The sequence below is a fragment of the Neisseria meningitidis genome (assembly GCF_022869645.1).
GTDB classification, from domain to species: Bacteria; Pseudomonadota; Gammaproteobacteria; order Burkholderiales; family Neisseriaceae; genus Neisseria; species Neisseria meningitidis.
In genome coordinates this window covers 1,965,067-1,987,286 of record NZ_CP064367.1, presented here as the reverse complement: position 1 = coordinate 1,987,286, position 22,220 = coordinate 1,965,067, and the positions used below count along the sequence as shown (strand labels likewise).

At 50.6% G+C, this 22,220-nt stretch carries 11 protein-coding genes and 2 pseudogenes; 4 read left to right on the top strand and 9 right to left on the bottom strand.

The genetic code is table 11. From position 1 onward, the window contains the following. The first annotated feature begins 14 nt into the window (after positions 1–14). From IUJ45_RS10075 to IUJ45_RS10060, 4 genes and pseudogenes are all read left to right on the top strand, one after another. Entirely contained in the window at positions 15–167 is a 153-nt protein-coding gene (locus IUJ45_RS10075) for a hypothetical protein (protein ID WP_009344735.1), read from the top strand. Then, positions 145–1,917 carry a DNA primase gene (dnaG, locus tag IUJ45_RS10070; protein ID WP_002247003.1) on the top strand — a complete coding sequence of 591 codons (1,773 nt, stop codon included), beginning with the start codon at positions 145–147 and terminating at the stop codon, positions 1,915–1,917. The genes IUJ45_RS10075 and dnaG overlap by 23 nt, the downstream gene beginning before the upstream one ends. Before the next feature lie 186 nt (positions 1,918–2,103). After that, positions 2,104–4,032: an RNA polymerase sigma factor RpoD gene (rpoD, locus tag IUJ45_RS10065; RefSeq protein ID WP_002212852.1), complete on the top strand. Its 1,929-nt coding sequence runs from the start codon at positions 2,104–2,106 to the stop codon at positions 4,030–4,032. 167 nt (positions 4,033–4,199) lie between these two features. Further along, positions 4,200–5,051, top strand: a pseudogene (locus IUJ45_RS10060) (IS5 family transposase). A gap of 1,855 nt (positions 5,052–6,906) precedes the next feature. Here the strand turns inward: IUJ45_RS10060 and lbpA are convergent. The 9 genes and pseudogenes from lbpA to gshB all read right to left on the bottom strand — a co-directional run bounded on the left by lbpA (position 6,907) and on the right by gshB (position 22,185). Beyond that, entirely contained in the window at positions 6,907–9,744 is a 2,838-nt protein-coding gene (gene lbpA, locus IUJ45_RS10055; RefSeq protein WP_082308698.1) for a lactoferrin/transferrin-binding protein LbpA, read from the bottom strand. Then, a complete protein-coding gene (locus IUJ45_RS10050) occupies positions 9,741–11,900 on the bottom strand; it encodes a transferrin-binding protein-like solute binding protein (protein ID WP_082308697.1) in 2,160 nt (719 codons plus the stop codon). The genes lbpA and IUJ45_RS10050 overlap by 4 nt, the downstream gene beginning before the upstream one ends. A gap of 2,798 nt (positions 11,901–14,698) precedes the next feature. Further along, positions 14,699–15,004, bottom strand: a pseudogene (locus IUJ45_RS10045) (transposase); the annotation flags it as partial. A 225-nt stretch (positions 15,005–15,229) separates the two neighbouring features. Beyond that, positions 15,230–16,864, bottom strand: a complete 1,635-nt coding sequence (locus IUJ45_RS10040) for a CTP synthase (protein ID WP_002239883.1) — start codon at positions 16,862–16,864, stop codon at positions 15,230–15,232. A 111-nt stretch (positions 16,865–16,975) separates the two neighbouring features. Next, a complete protein-coding gene (locus IUJ45_RS10035) occupies positions 16,976–18,646 on the bottom strand; it encodes an AMP-binding protein (RefSeq protein ID WP_002247020.1) in 1,671 nt (556 codons plus the stop codon). A gap of 70 nt (positions 18,647–18,716) precedes the next feature. Further along, positions 18,717–19,820 carry a tRNA 2-thiouridine(34) synthase MnmA gene (gene mnmA, locus IUJ45_RS10030; protein WP_002225040.1) on the bottom strand — a complete coding sequence of 368 codons (1,104 nt, stop codon included), beginning with the start codon at positions 19,818–19,820 and terminating at the stop codon, positions 18,717–18,719. A 125-nt stretch (positions 19,821–19,945) separates the two neighbouring features. Beyond that, positions 19,946–20,419, bottom strand: a complete 474-nt coding sequence (locus IUJ45_RS10025) for a copper chaperone PCu(A)C (protein ID WP_002212839.1) — start codon at positions 20,417–20,419, stop codon at positions 19,946–19,948. A 114-nt stretch (positions 20,420–20,533) separates the two neighbouring features. Next, the gene (locus IUJ45_RS10020; protein WP_002216810.1) at positions 20,534–20,917 is read right to left on the bottom strand and encodes a diacylglycerol kinase; all 384 of its coding nucleotides are present in this window, start codon (positions 20,915–20,917) and stop codon (positions 20,534–20,536) included. A 311-nt stretch (positions 20,918–21,228) separates the two neighbouring features. Further along, positions 21,229–22,185 (bottom strand): glutathione synthase, encoded by a 957-nt coding sequence (gshB, locus tag IUJ45_RS10015; protein ID WP_002216808.1) that lies wholly within the window; start codon positions 22,183–22,185, stop codon positions 21,229–21,231. Positions 22,186–22,220 lie beyond the last annotated feature (35 nt).

Genomic DNA, 22,220 nt, shown 5'->3' with positions numbered 1-22,220 from the left:
GCGTTTGAACGCAAATGCCGTCTGAACATCCCGCTCCCGTTTCAGACGGCATTTTGCCTGAACCGCCACATCCGACTGCCATTCCGAAAAATCCCGATTTCGTACCGTCCGTACCAAAAACAGACATCCCGTCCGCCCCACATCATGATTCCATCCGACTTCATTGACGAGCTTTTAGCCAAAACCGATATTGTCGATATTATCGACGAGCAGGTTCCGCTGAAAAAAGGCGGGGCGAACTATATGGCGTGTTGCCCGTTCCACAAGGAAAAAACGCCGTCGTTTTCGGTCAGTCCAACCAAGCAGTTTTACCATTGTTTCAGTTGCGGGGCACACGGCTCAGCGATTGGTTTTGTGATGGAACATCAGGGACTGTCGTTTCCGGAGGCGGTTCAGTTCCTTGCCGACCGCGTGGGTATGGTCGTGCCGAAAGTGCACGGGCAAAACGATAATCCCGAAGTCCGTGCCGAACGTAAGAAAAAACAGCAGACACTGGAGGAAACGACGGCTGCGGCAGCTGATTTTTACGCGCAACAGCTAAAATTCAATCCAGCGGCAAAAGCTTATTTGGACAAGCGCGGCTTGAGTGCAGAAGTTATCGCGCATTATGGTTTGGGCTATGCGCCCGACGGCTGGCAGCCTTTGACGCAAGTGTTCCAACCGTATCCTAATACCGCGTTAGTGGATACGGGGATGGTGATTGACAATGAGGGACGGCATTACGACCGCTTCCGCCATCGGATTATGTTCCCCATCCGCAATCCGCGCGGGCAGGTTATCGGTTTCGGCGGCAGGGTGCTGGACGACTCGAAGCCGAAATATTTAAATTCTCCCGATACGCCTTTGTTCGATAAGGGGAAAAACCTTTACGGACTGTATGAAGGGCGTGCCGCTGTCAAGGAAGCGGGGCGGATTTTGGTGGTCGAAGGCTATATGGACGTGGTCGCGCTGGCACAGTTCGGCGTGGGCTACGGCGTGGCGGCTTTGGGTACGGCGACGACGGCGGAACACGTCAAAATCCTGATGCGTCAGGCAGACAGTATTTATTTCTGTTTCGACGGCGACAGCGCGGGGCGAAAAGCGGCTTGGCGCGCGCTGGAAAACGCGCTGCCGCAGTTGAAGGACGACAAATCGCTGCATTTTTTGTTCCTGCCGGAAGAACACGACCCCGACAGCTACATCCGCGCCTACGGCAAAGCGCAATTTGAAGACGCGCTGTTGAATCAAAGCAAGCCCTTGTCGGAATATTTCTGGGAACACCTTTCAGACGGCATTCATCTCAATACGCAGGAAGGCAAGGCGGAATTGGTAAAAACCAGTTCGCCGCTTTTGGCGCAGATTACCGCGCCGGCATTGGCTTATTTGTTAAAACAACGGCTTAGCGAGCTGGTCGGCATCGACCCCGACAACCTCGCGCAACTGCTGGGACAGGAAGCGCCGAAGCGGCACGTCAAACAAAAAAACTACAAACTGCCCCCGATTTCCGTCAAACAGCCCGTTATGCCGACATTGGTGCAACGGCAAATCCGCAGCCTCTTGATAAATCCGGATTGGGCTGCATATATAGACCTGCCCGATTATCTGGCGTTGGACGGCGATTTCGCCTGCCTTGCCAACCTCGCCGAAACCATTAAAAACCATCCTTCCGTGCCGGCAACCGCACAGGTTTTGGAACATATGCGCGGTTCGCCCTACGAAGAAACAATCAACCGCATCTTCCGGTCGGCCCTTCAATCGGAAGAAATGGAAGGCGGCGGCGAAGAAGATTGCGAAAACTTCCAAATCGGCATCAAAAAACTGCTCAATGAGTTAAAATACAGCCAAATCGAAGCATTGAAACAAAAAAGCCTGCAATCCGGCTTAAATGAAAGCGAGAAAAAACTTTTGCTGTCGCTGCTGACCGCAAAACAAAATTGACCGGCGGATTCCGCCATCCGTAAACCGTTATGCCGTCTGAAAAGCATTCACCCCGGCTGCAACAACGACACCTGCAGAACACCCATCCCCAAAAGCCTTCAGACGGCATCAGAGTACCCTACTCTGTCACGCCTTCAGGTGCGTCCAAACGCAAACCGTCGGCATCTTGCCAACAGAAAGCAGACAATGTCCAAAAACCAAAATCACGAAGAATACCAAGACGATGCCCGCCCCCTGACGATTGAGGAACAACGCGCGCGCCTGCGCCAACTCATCATTATGGGCAAAGAACGCGGCTACATCACCTACTCCGAAATCAATGACGCACTGCCCGACGATATGTCCGATGCCGATCAAATCGACAACATCGTCAGTATGATTTCCGGTTTGGGCATCCAAGTTACCGAACACGCCCCCGATGCGGAAGACATATTGTTAAGCGACAATGCCGCCGTTACCGACGATGATGCCGTCGAAGAAGCCGAGGCCGCCCTTTCCAGCGCCGACTCCGAGTTCGGCAGGACGACCGACCCCGTCCGTATGTATATGCGCGAAATGGGACAGGTCGACCTGCTGACCCGCGAAGACGAAATCATCATCGCCAAAAAAATCGAAAACGCCCTGAAAAATATGGTTCAGGCCATCTCCGCCTGCCCGGGATCCATTGCGGAAATCTTAGAACTCATCGAAAAAATCCGCAAAGACGAAATCCGCGTCGACGAAGTCGTAGAAGCCATTATCGACCCGAATGAAGTATTGCTCAACGAATTGGGCTTGGGGCACTTGGAAACCACAGCACCCGAGAAACCTTCCAACGACAATTCGGACGAAAACGAAGACGACGAAGAATCGGAAGAAGATGCGGATGAAATCTCGGCAGCCAATCTCGCCGAATTGAAACAAAAAGTCATCGGCCACTTTGCCCAAATCGAAAAAGACTACAAAAAAATGATCGGCCGTTTGGAAAAACACCACAGCCGGCACAAAGACTATCTCGCCTACCGCGACGCGATTGCCAACAAACTGCTGGAAGTCCGTTTCGCCACCCGGCAAATCGACAGCCTCAGCAGCAGCCTGCGCGGGAAAGTAGAAAACATCCGCAAACTCGAACGCGAAATCCGCGACATCTGCCTCGACCGCGTCCATATGGAACGCGACTACTTCATCCAAAACTTCCTGCCCGAAATCACCAATCTAGAATGGATTGAAGAAGAAATCGCCAAAGGCAGGGTTTGGAGCGACGCGCTCGACCGCTTCCGCCACGCCATCCTCGAAAAACAAACCGAGTTGGCGGATATGGAAAAAGAAACCCGCATTTCCATCGAAGAGTTGAAAGAAATCAACAAAAATATGGTGTCGAGCGAAAAAGAAACCGCAGCCGCCAAACAGGAAATGATTCAGGCAAACTTGCGCCTCGTGATTTCCATCGCCAAAAAATATACCAACCGTGGCTTGCAGTTCCTTGATTTGATTCAGGAAGGCAACATCGGCCTGATGAAAGCGGTCGACAAGTTCGAATACCGCCGAGGCTATAAGTTCTCCACCTACGCAACCTGGTGGATCCGTCAGGCAATCACCCGCTCGATTGCCGATCAGGCGCGTACCATCCGCATTCCGGTACATATGATTGAAACCATCAACAAGATGAACCGCATCTCGCGCCAACACCTTCAAGAAACCGGCGAAGAACCCGATTCCGCCAAACTTGCCGAACTGATGCAGATGCCCGAAGACAAAATCCGCAAAATCATGAAAATCGCCAAAGAGCCGATTTCGATGGAAACCCCCATCGGCGACGACGACGATTCGCACTTGGGCGACTTCATCGAAGATGCCAACAATGTTGCGCCGGCCGATGCGGCAATGTACACCAGCCTGCACGAAGTAACCAAAGAAATCCTCGAAAGCCTGACACCGCGTGAGGCAAAAGTCCTGCGTATGCGTTTCGGCATCGATATGAACACCGACCACACGCTGGAAGAAGTCGGCAGACAGTTTGACGTAACGCGCGAACGCATCCGACAAATCGAGGCAAAAGCACTCCGCAAGCTGCGGCATCCGACAAGAAGCGACCGTTTGAGAAGTTTCTTGGACAGCGAAGACAGCAAGCTGTAAACCAAAAAACCGCAGGTTTCAAATACCTGCGGTTTTTTCTTACACAATAAACAACGCTTCCACATATCCCACACTCCTATCCCGAGACCTTTGCAAAATCCCCCAAAATCCCCTAAATTCCCACCAAGACATTTAGGAGCACCTTCTTCCAACAAACCGCCCAAGCCATGATTGCCAAACACATCGACCGCTTCCCACTATTGAAGCTAGATCAAGTGATTGATTGGCAACCGATCGAACAATACCTGAACCGTCAAAGAATCCGTTACGTCCGAGACCACCGCGGCCGTCCCACCTATTCCCTGTTGTCCATGTTCAAATCCGTCTTGCTCGGACAATGGCACAGCCTCTCCGATCCCGAACTCGAACACAGCCTCATCACCCGCATCGACTTCAACCTGTTTTGCCGTTTTGACGAACTGAGCATCCCCGATTACAGCACCTTATGCCGCTACCGCAACTGGCTGGCGCAAGACGACACCCTGTCCGAACTGTTGGAACTGATTAACTGCCAACTGACCGAAAAAGGCTTAAAAGTAGAGAAAGCATCCGCCGCCGTCATTGACGCCACCATTATTCAGACCGCTGGCAGCAAACAGCGTCAGGCCATAGAAGTTGACGAAGAAGGACAAATCAGCGGCCAAACCACACCGAGTAAAGACAGCGATGCCCGTTGGACAAAGAAAAACGGCCTCTACAGACTCGGTTACAAACAACATACCCGTACCGATGCAGAAGGCTATATCGAGAAACTGCACATTACTCCCGCCAATGCCCATGAGTGCAAACACCTGTCGCCGTTGTTGGAAGGGTTACCCGAAGGTACGACCGTCTATGCCGACAAAGGCTACGACAGTGCGGAAAACCGAACATCTGGAAGAACATCAGTTGTTAGACGGCATTATGCGCGGGCAGCCTATTTCGGACTGATTAAAGTGAGTGCGCAAAGCCACCTGAAGGCGATGTGTTTGAACCTGTTGAAAGCGGCCAACAGGCTAAGTGCGCCCGCTGCCGCCTAAAAGGCAGCCCGGATGCCTGATTATCGGGTATCCGGGGAGGATTAAGGGGGTATTTGGGTAGAATTAGGAGGTATTTGGGGCGAAAACAGCCGAAAACCTGTGTTTGGGTTTCGGCTGTCGGGAGGGAAGGGAATTTTGCAAAGGTCTCATCCTGTTATTTTCACAAAAACAGAAAACCAAAAACAGCAACCTGAAATTCGTCATTCCCGCGCAGGCGGGAATCCAGTGCGTTGAGTTTCAGCTATTTAGAATAAATTTTGAAACTCTAATCGCGTCATTCCCACGAAAGTTGGAATCCAGTTTCTTGAGTTTCAGTCATTCCCGATAAATTGCCTTAGCATTGAATGTCTAGATTCCCGCCTGCGCGGGAATGACGGCGGAGCGGTTTCTGTTTTTTCCGGTAAATACCCACAAGCTAAAATCCCGTTATTTTCACAAAAACAGAAAACCAAAAACAGCAACCTGAAATTCGTCATTCCCGCGCAGGCGGGAATCCAGTGTGTTGAGTTTCAGCTATTTAGAATAAATTTTGAAACTCTAATCGCGTCATTCCCACGAAAGTGGGAATCCAGTTTCTTGAGTTTCAGTCATTTCCGATAAATTGCCTTAGCATTGAATGTCTAGATTCCCGCCTGCGCGGGAATGACGGCGGAGCGGTTTCTGTTTTTTCCGGTAAATACCCACAAGCTAAAATCCTGTTATTTTCACAAAAACAGAAAACCAAAAACAGCAACCTGAAATTCGTCATTCCCGCGCAGGCGGGAATCTGGTTCGTTCGGTTTCGCTTGTTTTAAGTTTCGGGTAACTTCCACTTCGTCATTCCCGCGCAAGTGGGAATCCAGTGCGTTGAGTTTCAGCTATTTAGAATAAATTTTGAAACTCTAATCGCGTCATTCCCACGAAAGTGGGAATCCAGTTTTTTGAGTTTCAGTCATTCCCGATAAATTGCCTTAGCATTGAATGTCTAGATTCTCGCCTGCGCGGGAATGACGAATCCATCCATACGGAAACCTGCATCCCGTCATTCCCACGAACCTGTATCCCGTCATTCCCACGAAAGTGGGAATCCAGCTTTTTGAGTTTCAGTCATTTCCGATAAATTGCCTTAGCATTGAATGTCTAGATTCCCGCCTGCGCGGGAATGACGGGATTTGAAATTGCGGCATTTATCGGGAGCAACAGAAGCCGCTCTGCCGTCATTCCCACGAAAGTGGGAATCCAGCTTTTTGAGTTTCAGTCATTTCCGATAAATTGCCTTAGCATTGAATGTCTAGATTCCCGCCTGCGCGGGAATGACGGGATTTGAGATTGCGGCATTTATCAGGAGCAACAGAAGCCGCTCTGCCGTCATTCCCACGAAAGTGGGAATCCAGTTTTTTGAGTTTCAGTCATTCCCGATAAATTGCCTTAGCATTGAATGTCTAGATTCCCGCCTGCGCGGGAATGACGGATTTTAGGTTGGGGTCATTTATTGGAAAAAGCAGAAACCGCTCTGCCGTCATTCCCACGAAAGTGGGAATCCAGCTTTTTGAGTTTCAGTCATTTCCGATAAATTGCCTTAGCATTGAATGTCTAGATTCCCGCCTGCGCGGGAATGACGGGATTTGAGATTGCGGCATTTATCAGGAGCAACAGAAGCCGCTCTGCCGTCATTCCCACGAAAGTGGGAATCCAGTTTTTTGAGTTTCAGTCATTCCCGATAAATTGCCTTAGCATTGAATGTCTGGATTCCCGCCTGCGCGGGAATGACGGCGGAAATCTTGTTTATATTGAATCAAAAAAACCTGCACCTTAATCAGTTGGCGGTTTAGTCCGACTTTTGGGGTGCAGATCAAGCTTTCAGACGGTATTTCCTTTAAAACTTCATTTCAAGCGCGAGGCTGAAGTTCCTGCCCGGTGCGGCATACCTTCCATAGTTGCTGTCGCCGCCGTGCCGGTTTGCCGTGCTTTCCGCAGTCTGGCGCAAGGATTCCCAAGTAACGTAGCGGTAGTTGCCGATATTGTAGATAGCCGCCCTCAAGGTCAGCCGTTTTTTCAGATTCAGATAGGCGGAAACGTCTGCCGTCGACCAAGAAGACGACGCTCTTTTTGTCGAATATCGTTTTTGATCGCCTGCCAGATAAGCAAGCTCGTCAGGGTTTTTCCCTTTGGAATAGGTCAGCATAATGTTTGCGCCCCATTTCCCCTCTGGCTGGTCGTATCCGAACCCCAAAACATAACGCGACGGCTGTACCGCATCCAAAGCATAGCTGCGGAGGGACAAGTCCGGCCGGTTGGATACCGATTTCGGTTTGATGCGGTTGTATGCCAATGTGGTGTACAAACCTTCGGGCAGTTTGCCGTACACACCGTTCCAGTCGATTTTTCCCAATATATTAACGCCTTGGAGCGACATATTTTGGGCATTGTAATAATCGCGTATATCAATCTCTGTCAATTGTCCTGCCTGATTCGGCAATTTGGTTTTGTGATCGGCAACGGCAATCATATCGGTATAACGGTTGCGGAAGCTGCTGATTTCCAAAAAGCCGAAATCGCCCTTCCACTGCAAACCGATTTCGCGGTTGGCTGCCTTTTCCGATTTCAGGGCGGGACGCTGCCAGCCTTTCGGATAATCGTGATAAATGTCTATCCCGAAAAGTTCTTGGAATGAGGGCGTTCTGAAGCCGCTGGAGGCGCGGTAAGACAAAGAAAAATGCCGGTTCGGTTTGAACACGATGCCGCTGTTCCACGAACGGTCAACATACCGCCCGCTGCGGACGAGTTCTTCCGACGTGGTGAAGTTTTTCCGGTCATACCTGCCGCCCAAGCTGAAATCAAAATATTTGCCGATTGAAAAACGGTCGTTCAAAGAAATATGGATATTGCTGCCATTGATTTTTCTTGGCACGCATTTGCGGGAACGCAGGGTTTCGATGTAGCCGCAGACCGACCCTTCGACGACTTCGGGCTTACCCAAACGGTACTTGTCTTTGTCGTCGGCGGTGTACTCCCCCGTGTGTTCCGAAATCCTTGCCGCATTGTGGGAAAGCTGTTCAGGGCGGGAAATCGCGTTGGAAGCATCGTAACCGAAGCCCAAAGTCAGATGGTGTTTCGTCCATTTGTTTTTCAGCGATTTCTCAAACGAGGCATTCAAAACATTGTGCTGTTCGCGGTAGTGGAAACGGTCGCTGCTGTCGTAGGAATACGGTTTGTCCGCCGACGCGCGGCAGGATTTGTCCACAGCAGGATACACGGCGCAATTCAGCTTCAGCGTGTTGTTGTCGGTTGCCACGCCCTGTTTGTCAAACGACAACACCGCCTTATCCGCCCAGTTGTCAGAATACGCTTCGTTTTCATAACGGTACAGCAAACCCATACGGCGGCGGCGGTGATGTTCATCAATAAATTTGGTGCGGGAATATTTCAAACCTATGCCCCTGACCAACTTTTTATCGCCCTTCCACTCTTCTATATTCGGCACAAAATACAAGCCGTCGCGGAAATCGTCGCCGTCGTACACCCCGCTCTTGTCTCTAAACTTGTCCGCCTCGTCCGTACCGTAATACTGTTTTTCCGTCATATCGCGGATATCGTAACGCTGTTTGGTATCCTCAAACACGCCGCCGACATAATGCCTGCCGCCGAAGCGGTAGCCCAGCTTGGCAAGCCAAGAGCCGCTGCGGTAATCCATCGGATCGGGCAATATCCTGCCGCCGCCCGTGTAAGCTTGGGCGGACAGGTTTTCGTGGCGCGCCTGCGCCTCCCGCACCATCGCTTCTTCTTCAGCACTTAAAGGCTGATTTTTTTCAATACGTTCTTTTACCCAGCGGTTAAGCTGGCGGTTCAAATATATCCCGTAGCCCGCCAATTTTGCCACGGGCTTGAGTGTATTCTCGCCCTCTACTAAGAAAAATTGCCCTGTTTTATCTTGGCTTTGAATATCGTGTGTCTGGCGGAACGCGTCCAAACGGTTTATGCCGTATGCCACCCCATCCGCAATATCGCCGTGCGGGCGCGTTTCCCGCCCTTGGCGTTCGGTTCGGATTAGCAGCCCTTCCCAACCATCTTTGCTGAAACCCGCGCCGAGCGACTTCATAAATTGGCGGTTTTTACTGCCGTAGGCAGTTTTTGCCTGTATCCCCCAACTTTTGCCGTCTGAAATCAGGTCTGCCGCCTCTTTGGTGCGGAAGGCGACCGCGCCGCCGAGTGCGCCGCTGCCGTGATCGGACGAACCGGCACCTTTGTCGATTTCCACCGTGCTGATGTTTTCATATTCGATTTCGTTGATTGCGCCGCTGCCGCCGCGTCCGCCGTATCCGCTCAACGATCCCTGCACGGTAAACGCCTGTATTTGGGCAACGCCGTCAACCGAAACCGCCACACGGTTTTTATCCACGCCGCGTATCGAATAACCGCCGCTCGCGCCGTTACCCTGTTCGACAACCGCCACGCCCGGATCGTAGCGCGTCAGGTCGCGGATACCGAGTACCTGTTCTTTGTTCAACGTTTCCGACGTTTTGACGATTTTGCCCAAACCGGTCGCCTCTTTCGATCGCCGTCCCACTTTGGCGGCACGGACGGTAACCTCTTTCAGGGATTGGGTCTGCGCCGCATCAGGTGTCGCCGTTTCGGGGTTTGCCGCATATGATGGGAAAGCGGCTGCAACAGCCAAGGCAGTCAGAGTAAGCTGAAAACCGTGTTTCTTATTCATTTTTCCACCTCTTTATTATCTTTCTTCGCACCGAATACCGCGCCGAATTTCCGGTCGCTGTCGATAATATTACCGCCCAATTCCGCCGCCTGCGGGCCATAAAAGCCGCCCGTTACAAGAAGATTGTCGGCTTTGAAGTTCTTCGGGTTAGTCGAACCCTGCCCGGAAAGGTCAATACCGTTCTCCCGAGTATGCGCCAAAGCGTGGAAACCGTTGCCATCAATCACACCTTTTTCAATATAAAAAGCGGGGGTTGTATCATTTTTTTCTGTCAACTTACCTGAAAGCGACTTCGCGCCGAAATCAACGTCAAATTCTGCTTTTGCCCCTTGATTCGCATAGTTATCCTTTTGAATGAACGTAGTGCCATCTGCCGGCACGCCGATACGCGCTTCCCAAGTGCCGGTATAATGCGCCGTTCCGGTTTTTGGAATGTCGGCTTCCGCCGTGCGGATACCTTTCAGGAAAAGGTCGATGTGCCTGCCTTTAGGGGCTTCCGGAGTGGGCAGGATGCTGCCTGAATCGCCACCGCTTTCTTCCACCGGCGATTCTTCTTCGGTTTCTTCAACTTCCTCCTCTTCGGCTTCATCATCATCTTCTTCGGCGATTTCTTCTTCGTCTTCACTGTTACCATCTTCGGAAACTTCGTCTTCTTCTCTGTCTTCATCTTCTACGACTTCGTCTTCCGTGTTTTCTTCTTCAGCGACCAAATCCTCTTCATTTTCCTCGCTTTCACCAATTTCATCTTCGGAATTTTCATCTTCCGCCTTTGGTTTACTTGCCGGGCGGTCGGTTTTTATCCGTCCGAGTTTCACATAGGTCAAAAAGTCGCAACAAGCACTGACGGTCATTTTCCTGCCGTCGGCAAGATCGATGGTTTGAGTATCTTTGAGCAAGGAGATTTCACGCCCTTCGACAAGAAGTTTGTCGGGATGACCAAAATCGGGCATAGGGGAAATGGCAAACTTACGGGCATTGCTATCAGTCGCCTCGTCAACGGAAATTTTCAGAGAATCCAAGATTTTGGTGTGTTTTTCAGACGGCATAGCAGGATTTGTATCTGATGCGTTTGATGCGTCTGTTTTTTGTTTGCCTGCGAATACGCCGAATACGCTGTTGTCGTTGCTGATAAACCGTCCGGCAAGCTCTTCTCCGTTATCGCCGAAAAAACCGCCCTCAAGCCGCTGATCGGCATCGGTATGGAAAAACAAATGCTCTTTATCAGCGTGTTTCGTCTTCACCTCGGTGTTAACTTTGGCACTGCCGGTAAAGCGGTTGCCGTCCAATGTTGCAGTAATGTCGTAAATGGTCAGCGGTTTCTTTTCATCGGTTTTCTTTTGCACATACTGATTTTTAATTAATTTACCCGTCAAAGTTTTCTTACCGAAATCTACCGTATATTCGGCAGGATGTTTTCCCTCTCGGTCGTCGGCAGTCGCAGCATAAGAAGTTGCTCCGACATTTTGACCGTAATAAACGATATAACCCAAATCTTCGCTAGGATCTCCTGCTTTTCCTGTTCGATGACGTATGGCATCGGTCATATATTGCCAGTTGCCGGAATATTTCACCGTTCCCGCGCTCGGTAAAGATTGCGAAGGATGTTCTCCGGAATAATATACAAAACCGTCATAACCAAACCGGTAGGTAAACTGCTTGTGATTTGAAGTCCACTCAATTTCATCTTTTCCCTTTGTAGTATATACATAACCTGCATCTACAAATTCATAACCATATTTTTTATTTTCATTTTCTGATGTCCTAATTTCTACATTAGGATTGCGTTGATGAATTTTATCCTTAAGCTGCTGAAGTTTATCTTTTTTGGAACCGTATAAAAACAGAACATCACCTTCTTTAAACGACAGCTTTTCTTCTGCTTGTTTGCTATCGGGAATTGCCGTGCCATCTTCACGATGAAAAGCAATATTCCGCCTCAACAGCCGCATTGCCGCACCGACGGCGGGCCGGTTGACCGGCGTGGTTTCTACCGAAGGCCCGGCAGGGGGCGAAGTGGGAACGTCCTTAGACTTGAAAGTGACGGGGTACGCGGTCGGCGTTGATTCGACAACAGGCTGCACGCCGAAATTGCCGCCGATACAAGATGCCAAAAGTAAGGGCAACAAGACAATGCCGCCATAATTCGGTTTACACATCCCTACTTTTCCTCCTATTTGATTAATAATAATTATCATTATATTAATATGTACAGATAATATCAACCCGTTTTTATAGTGAATTAACAAAAATCAGGACAAGGCGACGAGCCGCAGACAGTACAGATACATTCCGTCATTCCCACGAACCTACATCCCGTCATTCCCACGCACCTGCATCCCGTCATTCCCACGCACCTGCACCACGTCATTCCCACGAACCTACATTCCGTCATTCCCACGAAAGTGGGAATCCAGGACGCAAAATCTCAAGAAACCGTTTTACCTGATAAGTTTCCGCACTGACAGACCTAGATTCCCGCCTGCGCGGGAATGACGGGATTTGAGATTGCGGCATTTATCGGGAGCAACAGAAGCCGCTCTGCCGTCATTCCCACGAAAGTGGGAATCCAGTTTTTTGAGTTTCAGTCATTCCCGATAAATTGCCTTAGCATTGAATGTCTAGATTCCCGCCTGCGCGGGAATGACGGCGGAGCGGTTTCTGTTTTTTCCAGTAAATACCCACAAGCTAAAATCCCGTTATTTTCACAAAAACAGAAAACCAAAAACAGAAACCTGAAATTCGTCATTCCCACGCACCTGCATCCCGTCATTCCCACGAACCTACATTCCGTCATTCCCACGAAAGTGGGAATCCAGTTTTTTGAGTTTCAGTCATTTCCGATAAATTGCCTTAGTATTGAATGTCTAGATTCCCGCCTGCGCGGGAATGACGGATTTTAGGTTGGGGGCATTTATTGGGAAAAGCAGAAACCGCTCCGCCGTCATTCCCACGAAAGTGGGAATCCAGTTCGTTCGGTTTCGCTTGTTTTAAGTTTCGGGTAACTTCCACTTCGTCATTCCCGCGCAGGCGGGAATCCAGTTTTTTGAGTTTCAGTCATTTCCGATAAATTGCCTTAGTATTGAATGTCTAGATTCCCGCCTGCGCGGGAATGACGGCGGAGCGGTTTCTGTTTTTTCCAGTAAATACCCACAAGCTAAAATCCCATTATTTTCACAAAAACAGAAAACCAAAAACAGCAACCTGAAATTCGTCATTCCCACGAAAGTGGGAATCCAGTTTTTTGAGTTTCAGTCATTTTCAATAAATTGCCTTAGCATTGAATGTCTAGATTCCCGCCTGCGCGGGAATGACGGGATTTGAGATTGCGGCATTTATCGGGAGCAACAGAAGCCGCTCTGCCGTCATTCCCACGAAAGTGGGAATCTAGTTCGTTCGGTTTCGCTTGTTTTAAGTTTCGGGTAACTTCCACTTCGTCATTCCCACGAAAGTGGGAATCCAGTTTTTTGAGTTTCAGTCATTTCCGATAAATTGCCTCAGCATTGAATGTCTAGATTCCCGCCTGCGCGGGAATGACGGATTTTAGGTTGGGGGCATTTATTGGGAAAAGCAGAAACCGCTCCGCCGTCATTCCCACGAAAGTGGGAATCCAGTTCGTTCGGTTTCGCTTGTTTTAAGTTTCGGGTAACTTCCACTTCGTCATTCCCACGAACCTACATTCCGTCATTCCCACGAAAGTGGGAATCTAGTTCGTTCGGTTTCGCTTGTTTTAAGTTTCGGGTAACTTCCACTTCGTCATTCCCACGAACCTACATTCCGTCATTCCCACGAAAGTGGGAATCCAGGACGCAAAATCTCAAGAAACCGTTTTACCTGATAAGTTTCCGCACTGACAGACCTAGATTCCCGCCTGCGCGGGAATGACGGGATTTGAGATTGCGGCATTTATCGGGAGCAACAGAAGCCGCTCTGCCGTCATTCCCACGAAAGTGGGAATCTAGTTCGTTCGGTTTCGCTTGTTTTAAGTTTCGGGTAACTTCCACTTCGTCATTCCCACGAAAGTGGGAATCCAGCTTTTTGAGTTTCAGTCATTTCCGATAAATTGCCTTAGCATTGAATGTCTAGATTCCCGCCTGCGCGGGAATGACGGCGGAGCGGTTTCTGTTTTTTCCGGTAAATACCCACAAGCTAAAATCCCGTTATTTTCACAAAAACAGAAAACCAAAAACAGCAACCTGAAATTCGTCATTCCCACGCAAGCGGGAATCCGGCTCGTTCGGTTTCGCTTGTTTTAAATTTCGGGTAACTTCCACTTCGTCATTCCCGCGCAGGCGGGAATCCAGTTTTTTGAGTTTCAGCTATTTAGAATAAATTTTGAAACTCTAATCGTGTCATTCCCACGAAAGTGGGAATCCAGTTTTTTGAGTTTCAGTCATTTCCGATAAATTGCCTTAGCATTGAATGTCTAGATTCCCGCCTGCGCGGGAATGACGGCGGAGCGGTTTCTGTTTTTTCTGGTAAATACCCACAAGCTGAAATCCCGTTATTTTCACAAAAATAGAAAACCAAAAACAGCAACCTGAAATTCGTCATTCCCGCGCAGGCGGGAATCTGGTTCGTTCGGTTTCGCTTGTTTTAAGTTTCGGGTAACTTCCACTTCGTCATTCCCGCGCAGGCGGGAATCCAGTGCGTTGAGTTTCAGCTATTTAGAATAAATTTTGAAACTCTAATCCCGTCATTCCCACGAAAGTGGGAATCCAGCTTTTTGAGTTTCAGTCATTCCCGATAAATTGCCTTAGCATTGAATGTCTGGATTCCCGCCTGCGCGGGAATGACGATTCATATAGTGGATTAACAAAAATCAGGACAAGGCGGCAAAGCCGCAGACAGTACAAATAGTACGGAACCGATTCACTTGGTGCTTCAGCACCTTAGAGAATCGTTCTCTTTGAGCTAAGGCGAGGCAACGCCGTACTGGTTTTTGTTAATCCACTATACTGTAATCAGGGATGCTCAGTTCGTCGAAACGGCAAAACAGGTTGAAATCGATGCGGGTGATGAGGCTGTGTTCGAGTTCGGGATCGGAGAGGCTGTGCCATTGTCCGAGCAGGACGGCTTTGAACATGGACAACAGGGGATAGGCAGGACGGCCGCGGTGGTCTCGGAGGTAACGGGTTTTTTGACGATTCAGGTATTGTTCGATCGGCTGCCAATCAATCACCTGGTCCAACTTCAATAGCGGGAAACGGTCGATGTGTTTGGCAATCATGGCTTGGGCGGTTTGTTGGAAGAAGGTGCTCATGAGAAATCCCCTAAATGTCTTGGTGGGAATTTAGGGGATTTTGGGAATTTTGCAAAGGTCTCAACTTGAGTTTCACGCCCCGCTTAACAATATTCAGTTGGTAAATATTAGATAAAACCATAAAAATTAAATTGATGGCTTTTATAATCCCCGATTTGCGAAAATGCCGTCTGAAAGACTTTGTCAGGCTTTCAGACGGCATTTTGATCATCAAGTAACGCTTTATCAGGCTTTTTTATTGTTCAACGCAGCTTTGACAAACGCGGTGAACAAAGGATGCCCTTTGCGCGGGTTGGAAGTGAATTCGGGATGAAACTGGCAGGCGAAGAACCAAGGATGGTTCGGCAGTTCGATGGTTTCGACCAAGCGTTCGCGTCCGGCAGATACACCGCCGATGACCAAACCTGCTTGTTCCAGCGTAGGAACGTAGTTGTTGTTGACTTCGTAGCGGTGGCGGTGGCGCTCGCGGATGTGTTCGCTGCCGTAGATTTTGGCGGCGAGGCTGCCTGCTTTCAATTCGACTTCTTGCGCACCCAAACGCATGGTGCCGCCCAAATCGGCGGATTCGTCGCGGGTTTCGACGCTGCCGTCGGCAGTTTGCCATTCGTCAATCAGGGCAACGACGGGGGCGGCGCATTTGAGGTCGAACTCAGTGGAATTCGCACCTTTCAAACCTGCCACGTCGCGGGCGTATTCAATCAGCGCAATCTGCATACCGAGGCAGATACCCAAGTATGGCACGTTGTTTTCGCGGGCATAGCGCACAGCGGCGATTTTGCCTTCCACGCCGCGCGAACCAAAACCGCCGGGAACGAGGATGGCGTCCATATCTTTGAGCATAGAAACGTCGCCGTTGTTTTTCTCGATGCTTTCGCTGTCAACAAAGGTAATTTGTACGTCGGTTTCGGTGTGAACACCTGCGTGTTTCAAGGCTTCAATCAGTGATTTGTAGGATTCGGTCAAATCAACGTATTTGCCGACCATGGCGATTTTGACGGTGTGTTTCGGGTTTTGGATGGCGTGGACGATTTTTTTCCACGCGGTCAAATCCGCCTGTTGCACATTAAGCTGCAACTGCTCGGTAATGATGTTGTCGATGCCTTGGTCGTGCAGCATTTCGGGGCATTCGTAGATGCTGTCCACATCGTAGCTGCCGACAATCGCGCGTTCTTCCACGTTGCAGAACAAGGCGATTTTGCGGCGTTCGTCCGCAGGCATTGTCCTGTCCATACGGCAAATCAGGATGTCGGGTTGCAAACCGATGCTCAACATTTCTTTAACGGTGTGCTGGGTCGGCTTGGTTTTGATTTCGCCTGCAGCGGCGATGTAGGGAACGTAGCTCAAGTGGGCGAACAGGGTGTTGTTGCGTCCCAACTGGCTGCGCATCTGGCGGATGGCTTCCAAAAACGGCAGCGATTCAATGTCGCCGACCGTGCCGCCGATTTCGACAATCGCCACATCGTAACCTGCCGCGCCTTCATGGATGCGTCGTTTGATTTCGTCGGTAATGTGCGGAATGACTTGAACCGTGCCGCCCAAATAGTCGCCCCGTCGTTCTTTGGCGATAACGTTTTCGTACACCTGTCCCGTGCTGAAGCTGTTGCGGCGGGTCATCGTGGAATCGATAAAGCGTTCGTAGTGTCCCAAGTCGAGGTCGGTTTCCGCGCCGTCGTCGGTTACGAACACTTCGCCGTGTTGGAACGGGCTCATCGTGCCGGGATCGACGTTGATATAAGGATCGAGCTTGAGCATGGTAACGTTCAAGCCGCGCGATTCGAGGATGGCGGCAATAGAAGCGGCGGCGATACCTTTACCCAGTGAGGAGACAACGCCGCCGGTTACGAAAATGAATTTGGTCATGATGGAATACCCATGTTGGAATGCGTGATTTTAACGTGAAGCGCGCGGTTCTGGCAAACGGACGGATGCCGTCTGAACGGTGGACGGCTGTTTTCAGACGGCATCTTTTCTTTATTTCCCGGTACTTTGCCGCAACTCGCGGCGCAGGATTTTGCCGACGTTGGACTTGGGCAACTCGTCGCGGAATTCGATATTTTTCGGTACTTTATATGCGGTTAATTCGGTGCGGCAAAAGGCGATAAGTTCTTCTTTGGTCAATGACGGGTCTTTTTTGACGACAAATACTTTTAGGGCTTCTCCGGTTTTTTCGTCGGGAACGCCGATACAGGCGACTTCCATCACTTTGCCGTGATGCGCGATGACTTCCTCGATTTCGTTCGGATAAACATTGAATCCGGAAACGACGACGAGGTCTTTCTTACGATCGACCAGCTTCAACCAGCCTTTTTCGTCCATGACGGCAATATCGCCGGTTTCCAAGAAACCGCGCGCGTCTATGGCTTTAGCGGTTTCTTCGGGACGGTTCCAATAGCCTTTCATGACTTGCGGGCCGCGCACCCAAAGTTCGCCCGGCTGTCCGACGGGGACTTCTTTGCCGTTTGCGTCGCGCAGTTCGACTTCGGTGGACGAGACGGGCAAACCGATGCTGCCGCTGTATGATTCGATGTTTAAGGGGTTGCAGCACACGCCGGGGCTGGCTTCGGTCAGACCGTAGGCTTCGACGATGGGCGTGCCGGTGATTTTTTTCCATTTTTCGGCAACGGCTTTTTGGGTCGCCATACCGCCGCCCAAAGTCAGCCGCAATTCTGAAAAATCGACTTCGGCAAAATCAGGACGGTTAACCATCGCGTTAAACAGCGTGTTCACGCCGATAAATACATTAACCCGCTGTTTTTTCAGTTCTCCGATAAAGCCTTTCATATCGCGCGGGTTGGTAATCAGGATGATTTTCGAGCCGGCATTGGCAAAAATCATCAGATTCACGGTTAAGGCAAAAATATGATACAGCGGCAGGGCGGCGATAACGGTTTCTTTGCCCTCGCGCAACTGGTTTTTAATCCATTCTTTTGCCTGAAGCATATTGGCGCAGATGTTGCCGTGACTCAGCACCGCCCCTTTGGCAACACCTGTCGTGCCGCCCGTGTATTGCAACAGCGCGGTATCTTCGCGGTTTAATGCGACAGGTTGGAAAACGTGCTTCGCCCCTTCTTTCAATGCCGTCTGAAAGGAAACGGTTTCCCGAATACGGTATTCGGGCACCATTTTCTTGATTTTCCGGATGACGAAATTGATCAGCGAACCTTTAAGCAGCCCGAACATTTCGCCGACAGAGGCGACGATGACGTGTTTGATCTGCGTGCGCGGCAGCACCAGCTCCAGCGTGTTGGCGAAATTTTCCAAAACGATGATGGCGGTCGCGCCGCTGTCTTTCAACTGATGCTCCAGCTCGCGCGGGGTATAGAGCGGATTGGTGTTCACCGCTACCAAACCTGCCTGCAAAATGCCGAAAAGGGCAACCGGATATTGCAGTACATTGGGCAACATTATTGCCACGCGCTCTCCTCGAGGCAATTTAAGGACGTTTTGCAGATAAGAAGCAAAATCTGTTGCCAGTTTGCCGGTTTCGGCATAAGTCAGCGTCTTACCCATGTTTTGAAAAGCAGGTTGGTCGGCAAATTTTTCCACGCTTTGGCGGAATACGTCGCTGACGGAATTGTATTGCGTGATGTCGATTTCGGCACTGACGCCCTTCTCGTAGCTGTCTAACCAGATTTTTTCCATAGGTATCGGTCTTTAAAGTGGAATTGAGCGGAACAATGCCGTCTGAAAACCGTTTCAGACGGCATTACCTTTATCGTGTGATGATGACGGGTTTGTCGGTCGTTTGGATGATACCGCCGCCCAAACAGATGTCGCCGTCGTACAGCACGGCAGACTGGCCCGGCGTAACCGCCCATTGCGGTTCGTCAAACACCAGCTCGGCGGTTTCATCATCCAAATAGCGCAACTCACAAGGCGCGTCCGCCATACGGTAACGCGTTTTGCAGGTATAGCGTCCTGCCTTCGGGCGTTCGGGCAGCGTGAAACTCAAATCGTTCATCACAAGGCTGCGGGTATAGAGCAGCGGATGGTCGTGTCCTTGCACGACAATCAGTTCGTTTTTCGTCAAATCTTTAGCCGCAACAAACCACGGTTCGCCCGCGCCGCCGATGCCCAAACCTTTGCGCTGCCCCAGCGTGTAGAACATCAGTCCGACGTGTTCCCCGACGGTTTTCCCTTCGGGCGTAACCATTTTACCGTTGTCGGTCGGCAGGTATTTTTGCAGAAACTCGCGAAACGGGCGTTCGCCGATGAAGCAGATGCCCGTGCTGTCTTTTTTGGCGGCAGTCGGCAGTTTGAACTCGGCGGCAAGGCGGCGGACTTCGGGTTTTTCCAAACCGCCCAACGGAAAAATCGCGCGCTCGAGTTGGAAAGGCTTGAGGCGGTAGAGGAAATAGCTTTGGTCTTTGTTTCGATCCAAACCTTTGAGCAGGTAATGCACGCCGTTGCGGACTTCTTTGCGCGCATAGTGTCCGGTGGCGATGGTATCCGCGCCCTGCCCTACGGCGTAATCCAAAAAGCATTTGAATTTGATTTCGGCGTTGCACAACACATCGGGATTCGGCGTGCGCCCCGCACTGTATTCCTGAAGAAAATAAGCAAAGACTTTGTCTTTATATTGCGCGGCGAAATTAACGATGTCGATATCGATGCCGACAATATCGGCAACGGCGATGGCATCAAACGAATCCTGTTTGATGCTGCAATATTCGTCGTTGTCGTCGTCTTCCCAGTTCTGCATGAACACACCGCGCACTTGATAACCCTGCTGCTTGAGCAGGGCGGCGGTTACGGAAGAATCGACACCGCCGGAGAGCCCGACGATGATATTGGAAGGGTTTGCTGTCGTATTCATGCGTAGAATATGGTTGGAAACGGCGGTTTTTAAAGGCAGATTTTAACACATTTTAAAGGCGGTCATAAAAATGCCGTCTGAAAGCCCGGGCTTTTTCAGACGGCATTTCAAATATTTTCAGCAGATTAGTGCTGATGCGCTTCGCCGTGGTGATGACCGTGGTCCATTGCCGACATCGGCGCGATTTTGACTTCCAGTTGGACGGTTTGCGCTTTGGCGTTTTTAAATTTCAGGGTAACGGGAATCTTGTCGCCCTCTTTTAATTGTTTTTTCAAACCCATAAACATCACGTGATAGCTGCCGGGCTTGAGTTCGGTAACGGATTTCGCCTCCAAAGGCACGCCGCCTTTGACTTCGCGCATCCGCATCACGCCGTTGTCGTTGATGTGGGTATGCACTTCGACGCGGTCGGCAACGGGGCTGCTTCCGCCGAGCAAAAAGTCTTGTTTGGCTTCGTCGTTGTGGATTTTCATGAACGCGCCGCCTATTTTCATACCTTCGACGGTGGTGCGCGCCCAGCCGTCCTCAACGTGGACTCCGGCGGCGGAAACCGCGCCTGCCAAACCTGCCATCATCACGGCCGCCAATAATTTTTTCATCTTTCTGCTCCTTATAATATCAGACGGGGAATGTGCTTAATCTTATAGCGGATTAAGTGAATAATAAATACCACATACTAATCCTAAAGGATTACAAATCCTGCTGCAAGCGTTTTACCCGAACAGGGCAGACAGCCAAACCGCCGCCAACATCAGCATCGCGAACAATTGTGCGGCAGAACCTGCGTCTTTGGCGAGTTTGGCCAGCTCGTGTTTTTCGGTCGAAGTATGATCGACGGCAGCTTCGACGGCGGTGTTGAACAGTTCGACAATGACCGACACAAAAGACGCGATAATCAACGGCAGGCGGACGGCGGTTTCGGAAACCCAAAAAAATGCCGCGCACACCAGCAGTACGTTCAGCCACAAAACCTGACGGAATGCCGCTTCGTAACGGTAGGCGGCGGCGATGCCGTCTATCGAATAGCCGAATGCGTTAATGACGCGCCTGATGCCGCCTTTGCCTTTTTTTTCTGCCGCGTAAGAAGAAGGTTCCATCGGTATCCTTTCAAAATGTTCTCAATATAGTGGATTAACAAAAACCAGTACGGCGTTGCCTCGCCTTAGCTCAAAGAGAACGATTCTCTAAGGTGCTGAAGCACCGAGTGAATCGGTTCCGTACTATTTGTACTGTCTGCGGCTTCGTCGCCTTGTCCTGATTTTTGTTAATCCACTATATATACCGTCTGAAAACGGGGCGGCGGGGTGTCCGTACGGCATTAACCGCATCCCTGCCGGCTGAGGGAAAACCCTGCCTGCCCGAACAAACCAAACGGTTGTGAAGCAAAAGCCTTTCAAACGGCATCGGTTTAACGTACCGACCACGCGGCAACGGCATCGGCAAACATTGCCGCCACGTCGAAACCTTTTTGTTTCATAATTTCTTGGAATCCGGTCGGGCTGGTTACGTTGACTTCGGTCAGGTTGCTGCCGATAACGTCCAAACCGGCCAGCAGGATGCCGCGCCGTTTGAGTTCGGGGGCGAGCGTTTCGGCAATTTCGCGGTCGCGTCCGTCCAATTCCTGCGCCACGCCGCGTCCGCCTGCCGCAAGGTTGCCGCGTGTTTCGCCGTTTTGCGGGATACGCGCCAAAGCATAGGGGACGACTTCGCCGCCGATAATCAGGATGCGTTTGTCACCGTGTACGATTTCGGGAATGTAGCGTTGCGCCATAATGGTGCGGGAATCAAGCCGCATCAGGGTTTCGAGGATGCTGCCGATGTTGGGGTCTTTTTCGGTCAGGCGGAAAATACCCATACCGCCCATACCGTCCAGCGGTTTGATGATAATGTCGCCGTGTTCTTTCAAAAATGCGCGGACATCGGCGGAACGGGTCGTTACCAGCGTGGGCGCGGTAAAGCGGCTGAAGTTCAAAATCGCCAGTTTTTCATTGAAGTCACGCATCGACTGTCCGCTGTTAAAGACTTTCGCGCCCTGCTGTTCCGCCAGCGTCAGTAATTGGGTGGCGTAGAGGTATTGCATATCGAACGGCGGATCGGTACGCATAATCACGGCATCAAATGCTTTCAATGCCGTCTGAACTTTGTCGGCGGCGGCAAACCAGTTTTTGTCGTGGTCGTCTTGTGCGCCGAGAAACTCAAAAGCAGACGCATCAGCAACCACCAGACCGTTTTTAACCGACAATTCCCCGCTCAAGGTATGAAACAGCCGCCAACCGCGTTTTGCCATCTCGCGCATCATGGCGTAGGTGGTGTCTTTGTAGGTTTTGAAACTTGCCATCGGGTCGGCGATAAAGAGGACTTTCATCATATTTCCTTTCCGGTGTGCCGAATGTGCCGCAT

Coding starts and splice junctions, on each gene's coding strand:
- IUJ45_RS10075 (WP_009344735.1), top strand. CDS start 15: ATGCCGTCTGAACATCCCGCTCCCGTTTCAGACGGCATTTTGCCTGAA.
- dnaG (WP_002247003.1), top strand. CDS start 145: ATGATTCCATCCGACTTCATTGACGAGCTTTTAGCCAAAACCGATATT.
- rpoD (WP_002212852.1), top strand. CDS start 2,104: ATGTCCAAAAACCAAAATCACGAAGAATACCAAGACGATGCCCGCCCC.
- lbpA (WP_082308698.1), bottom strand. CDS start 9,744: ATGAATAAGAAACACGGTTTTCAGCTTACTCTGACTGCCTTGGCTGTT.
- IUJ45_RS10050 (WP_082308697.1), bottom strand. CDS start 11,900: ATGTGTAAACCGAATTATGGCGGCATTGTCTTGTTGCCCTTACTTTTG.
- IUJ45_RS10040 (WP_002239883.1), bottom strand. CDS start 16,864: ATGACCAAATTCATTTTCGTAACCGGCGGCGTTGTCTCCTCACTGGGT.
- IUJ45_RS10035 (WP_002247020.1), bottom strand. CDS start 18,646: ATGGAAAAAATCTGGTTAGACAGCTACGAGAAGGGCGTCAGTGCCGAA.
- mnmA (WP_002225040.1), bottom strand. CDS start 19,820: ATGAATACGACAGCAAACCCTTCCAATATCATCGTCGGGCTCTCCGGC.
- IUJ45_RS10025 (WP_002212839.1), bottom strand. CDS start 20,419: ATGAAAAAATTATTGGCGGCCGTGATGATGGCAGGTTTGGCAGGCGCG.
- IUJ45_RS10020 (WP_002216810.1), bottom strand. CDS start 20,917: ATGGAACCTTCTTCTTACGCGGCAGAAAAAAAAGGCAAAGGCGGCATC.
- gshB (WP_002216808.1), bottom strand. CDS start 22,185: ATGAAAGTCCTCTTTATCGCCGACCCGATGGCAAGTTTCAAAACCTAC.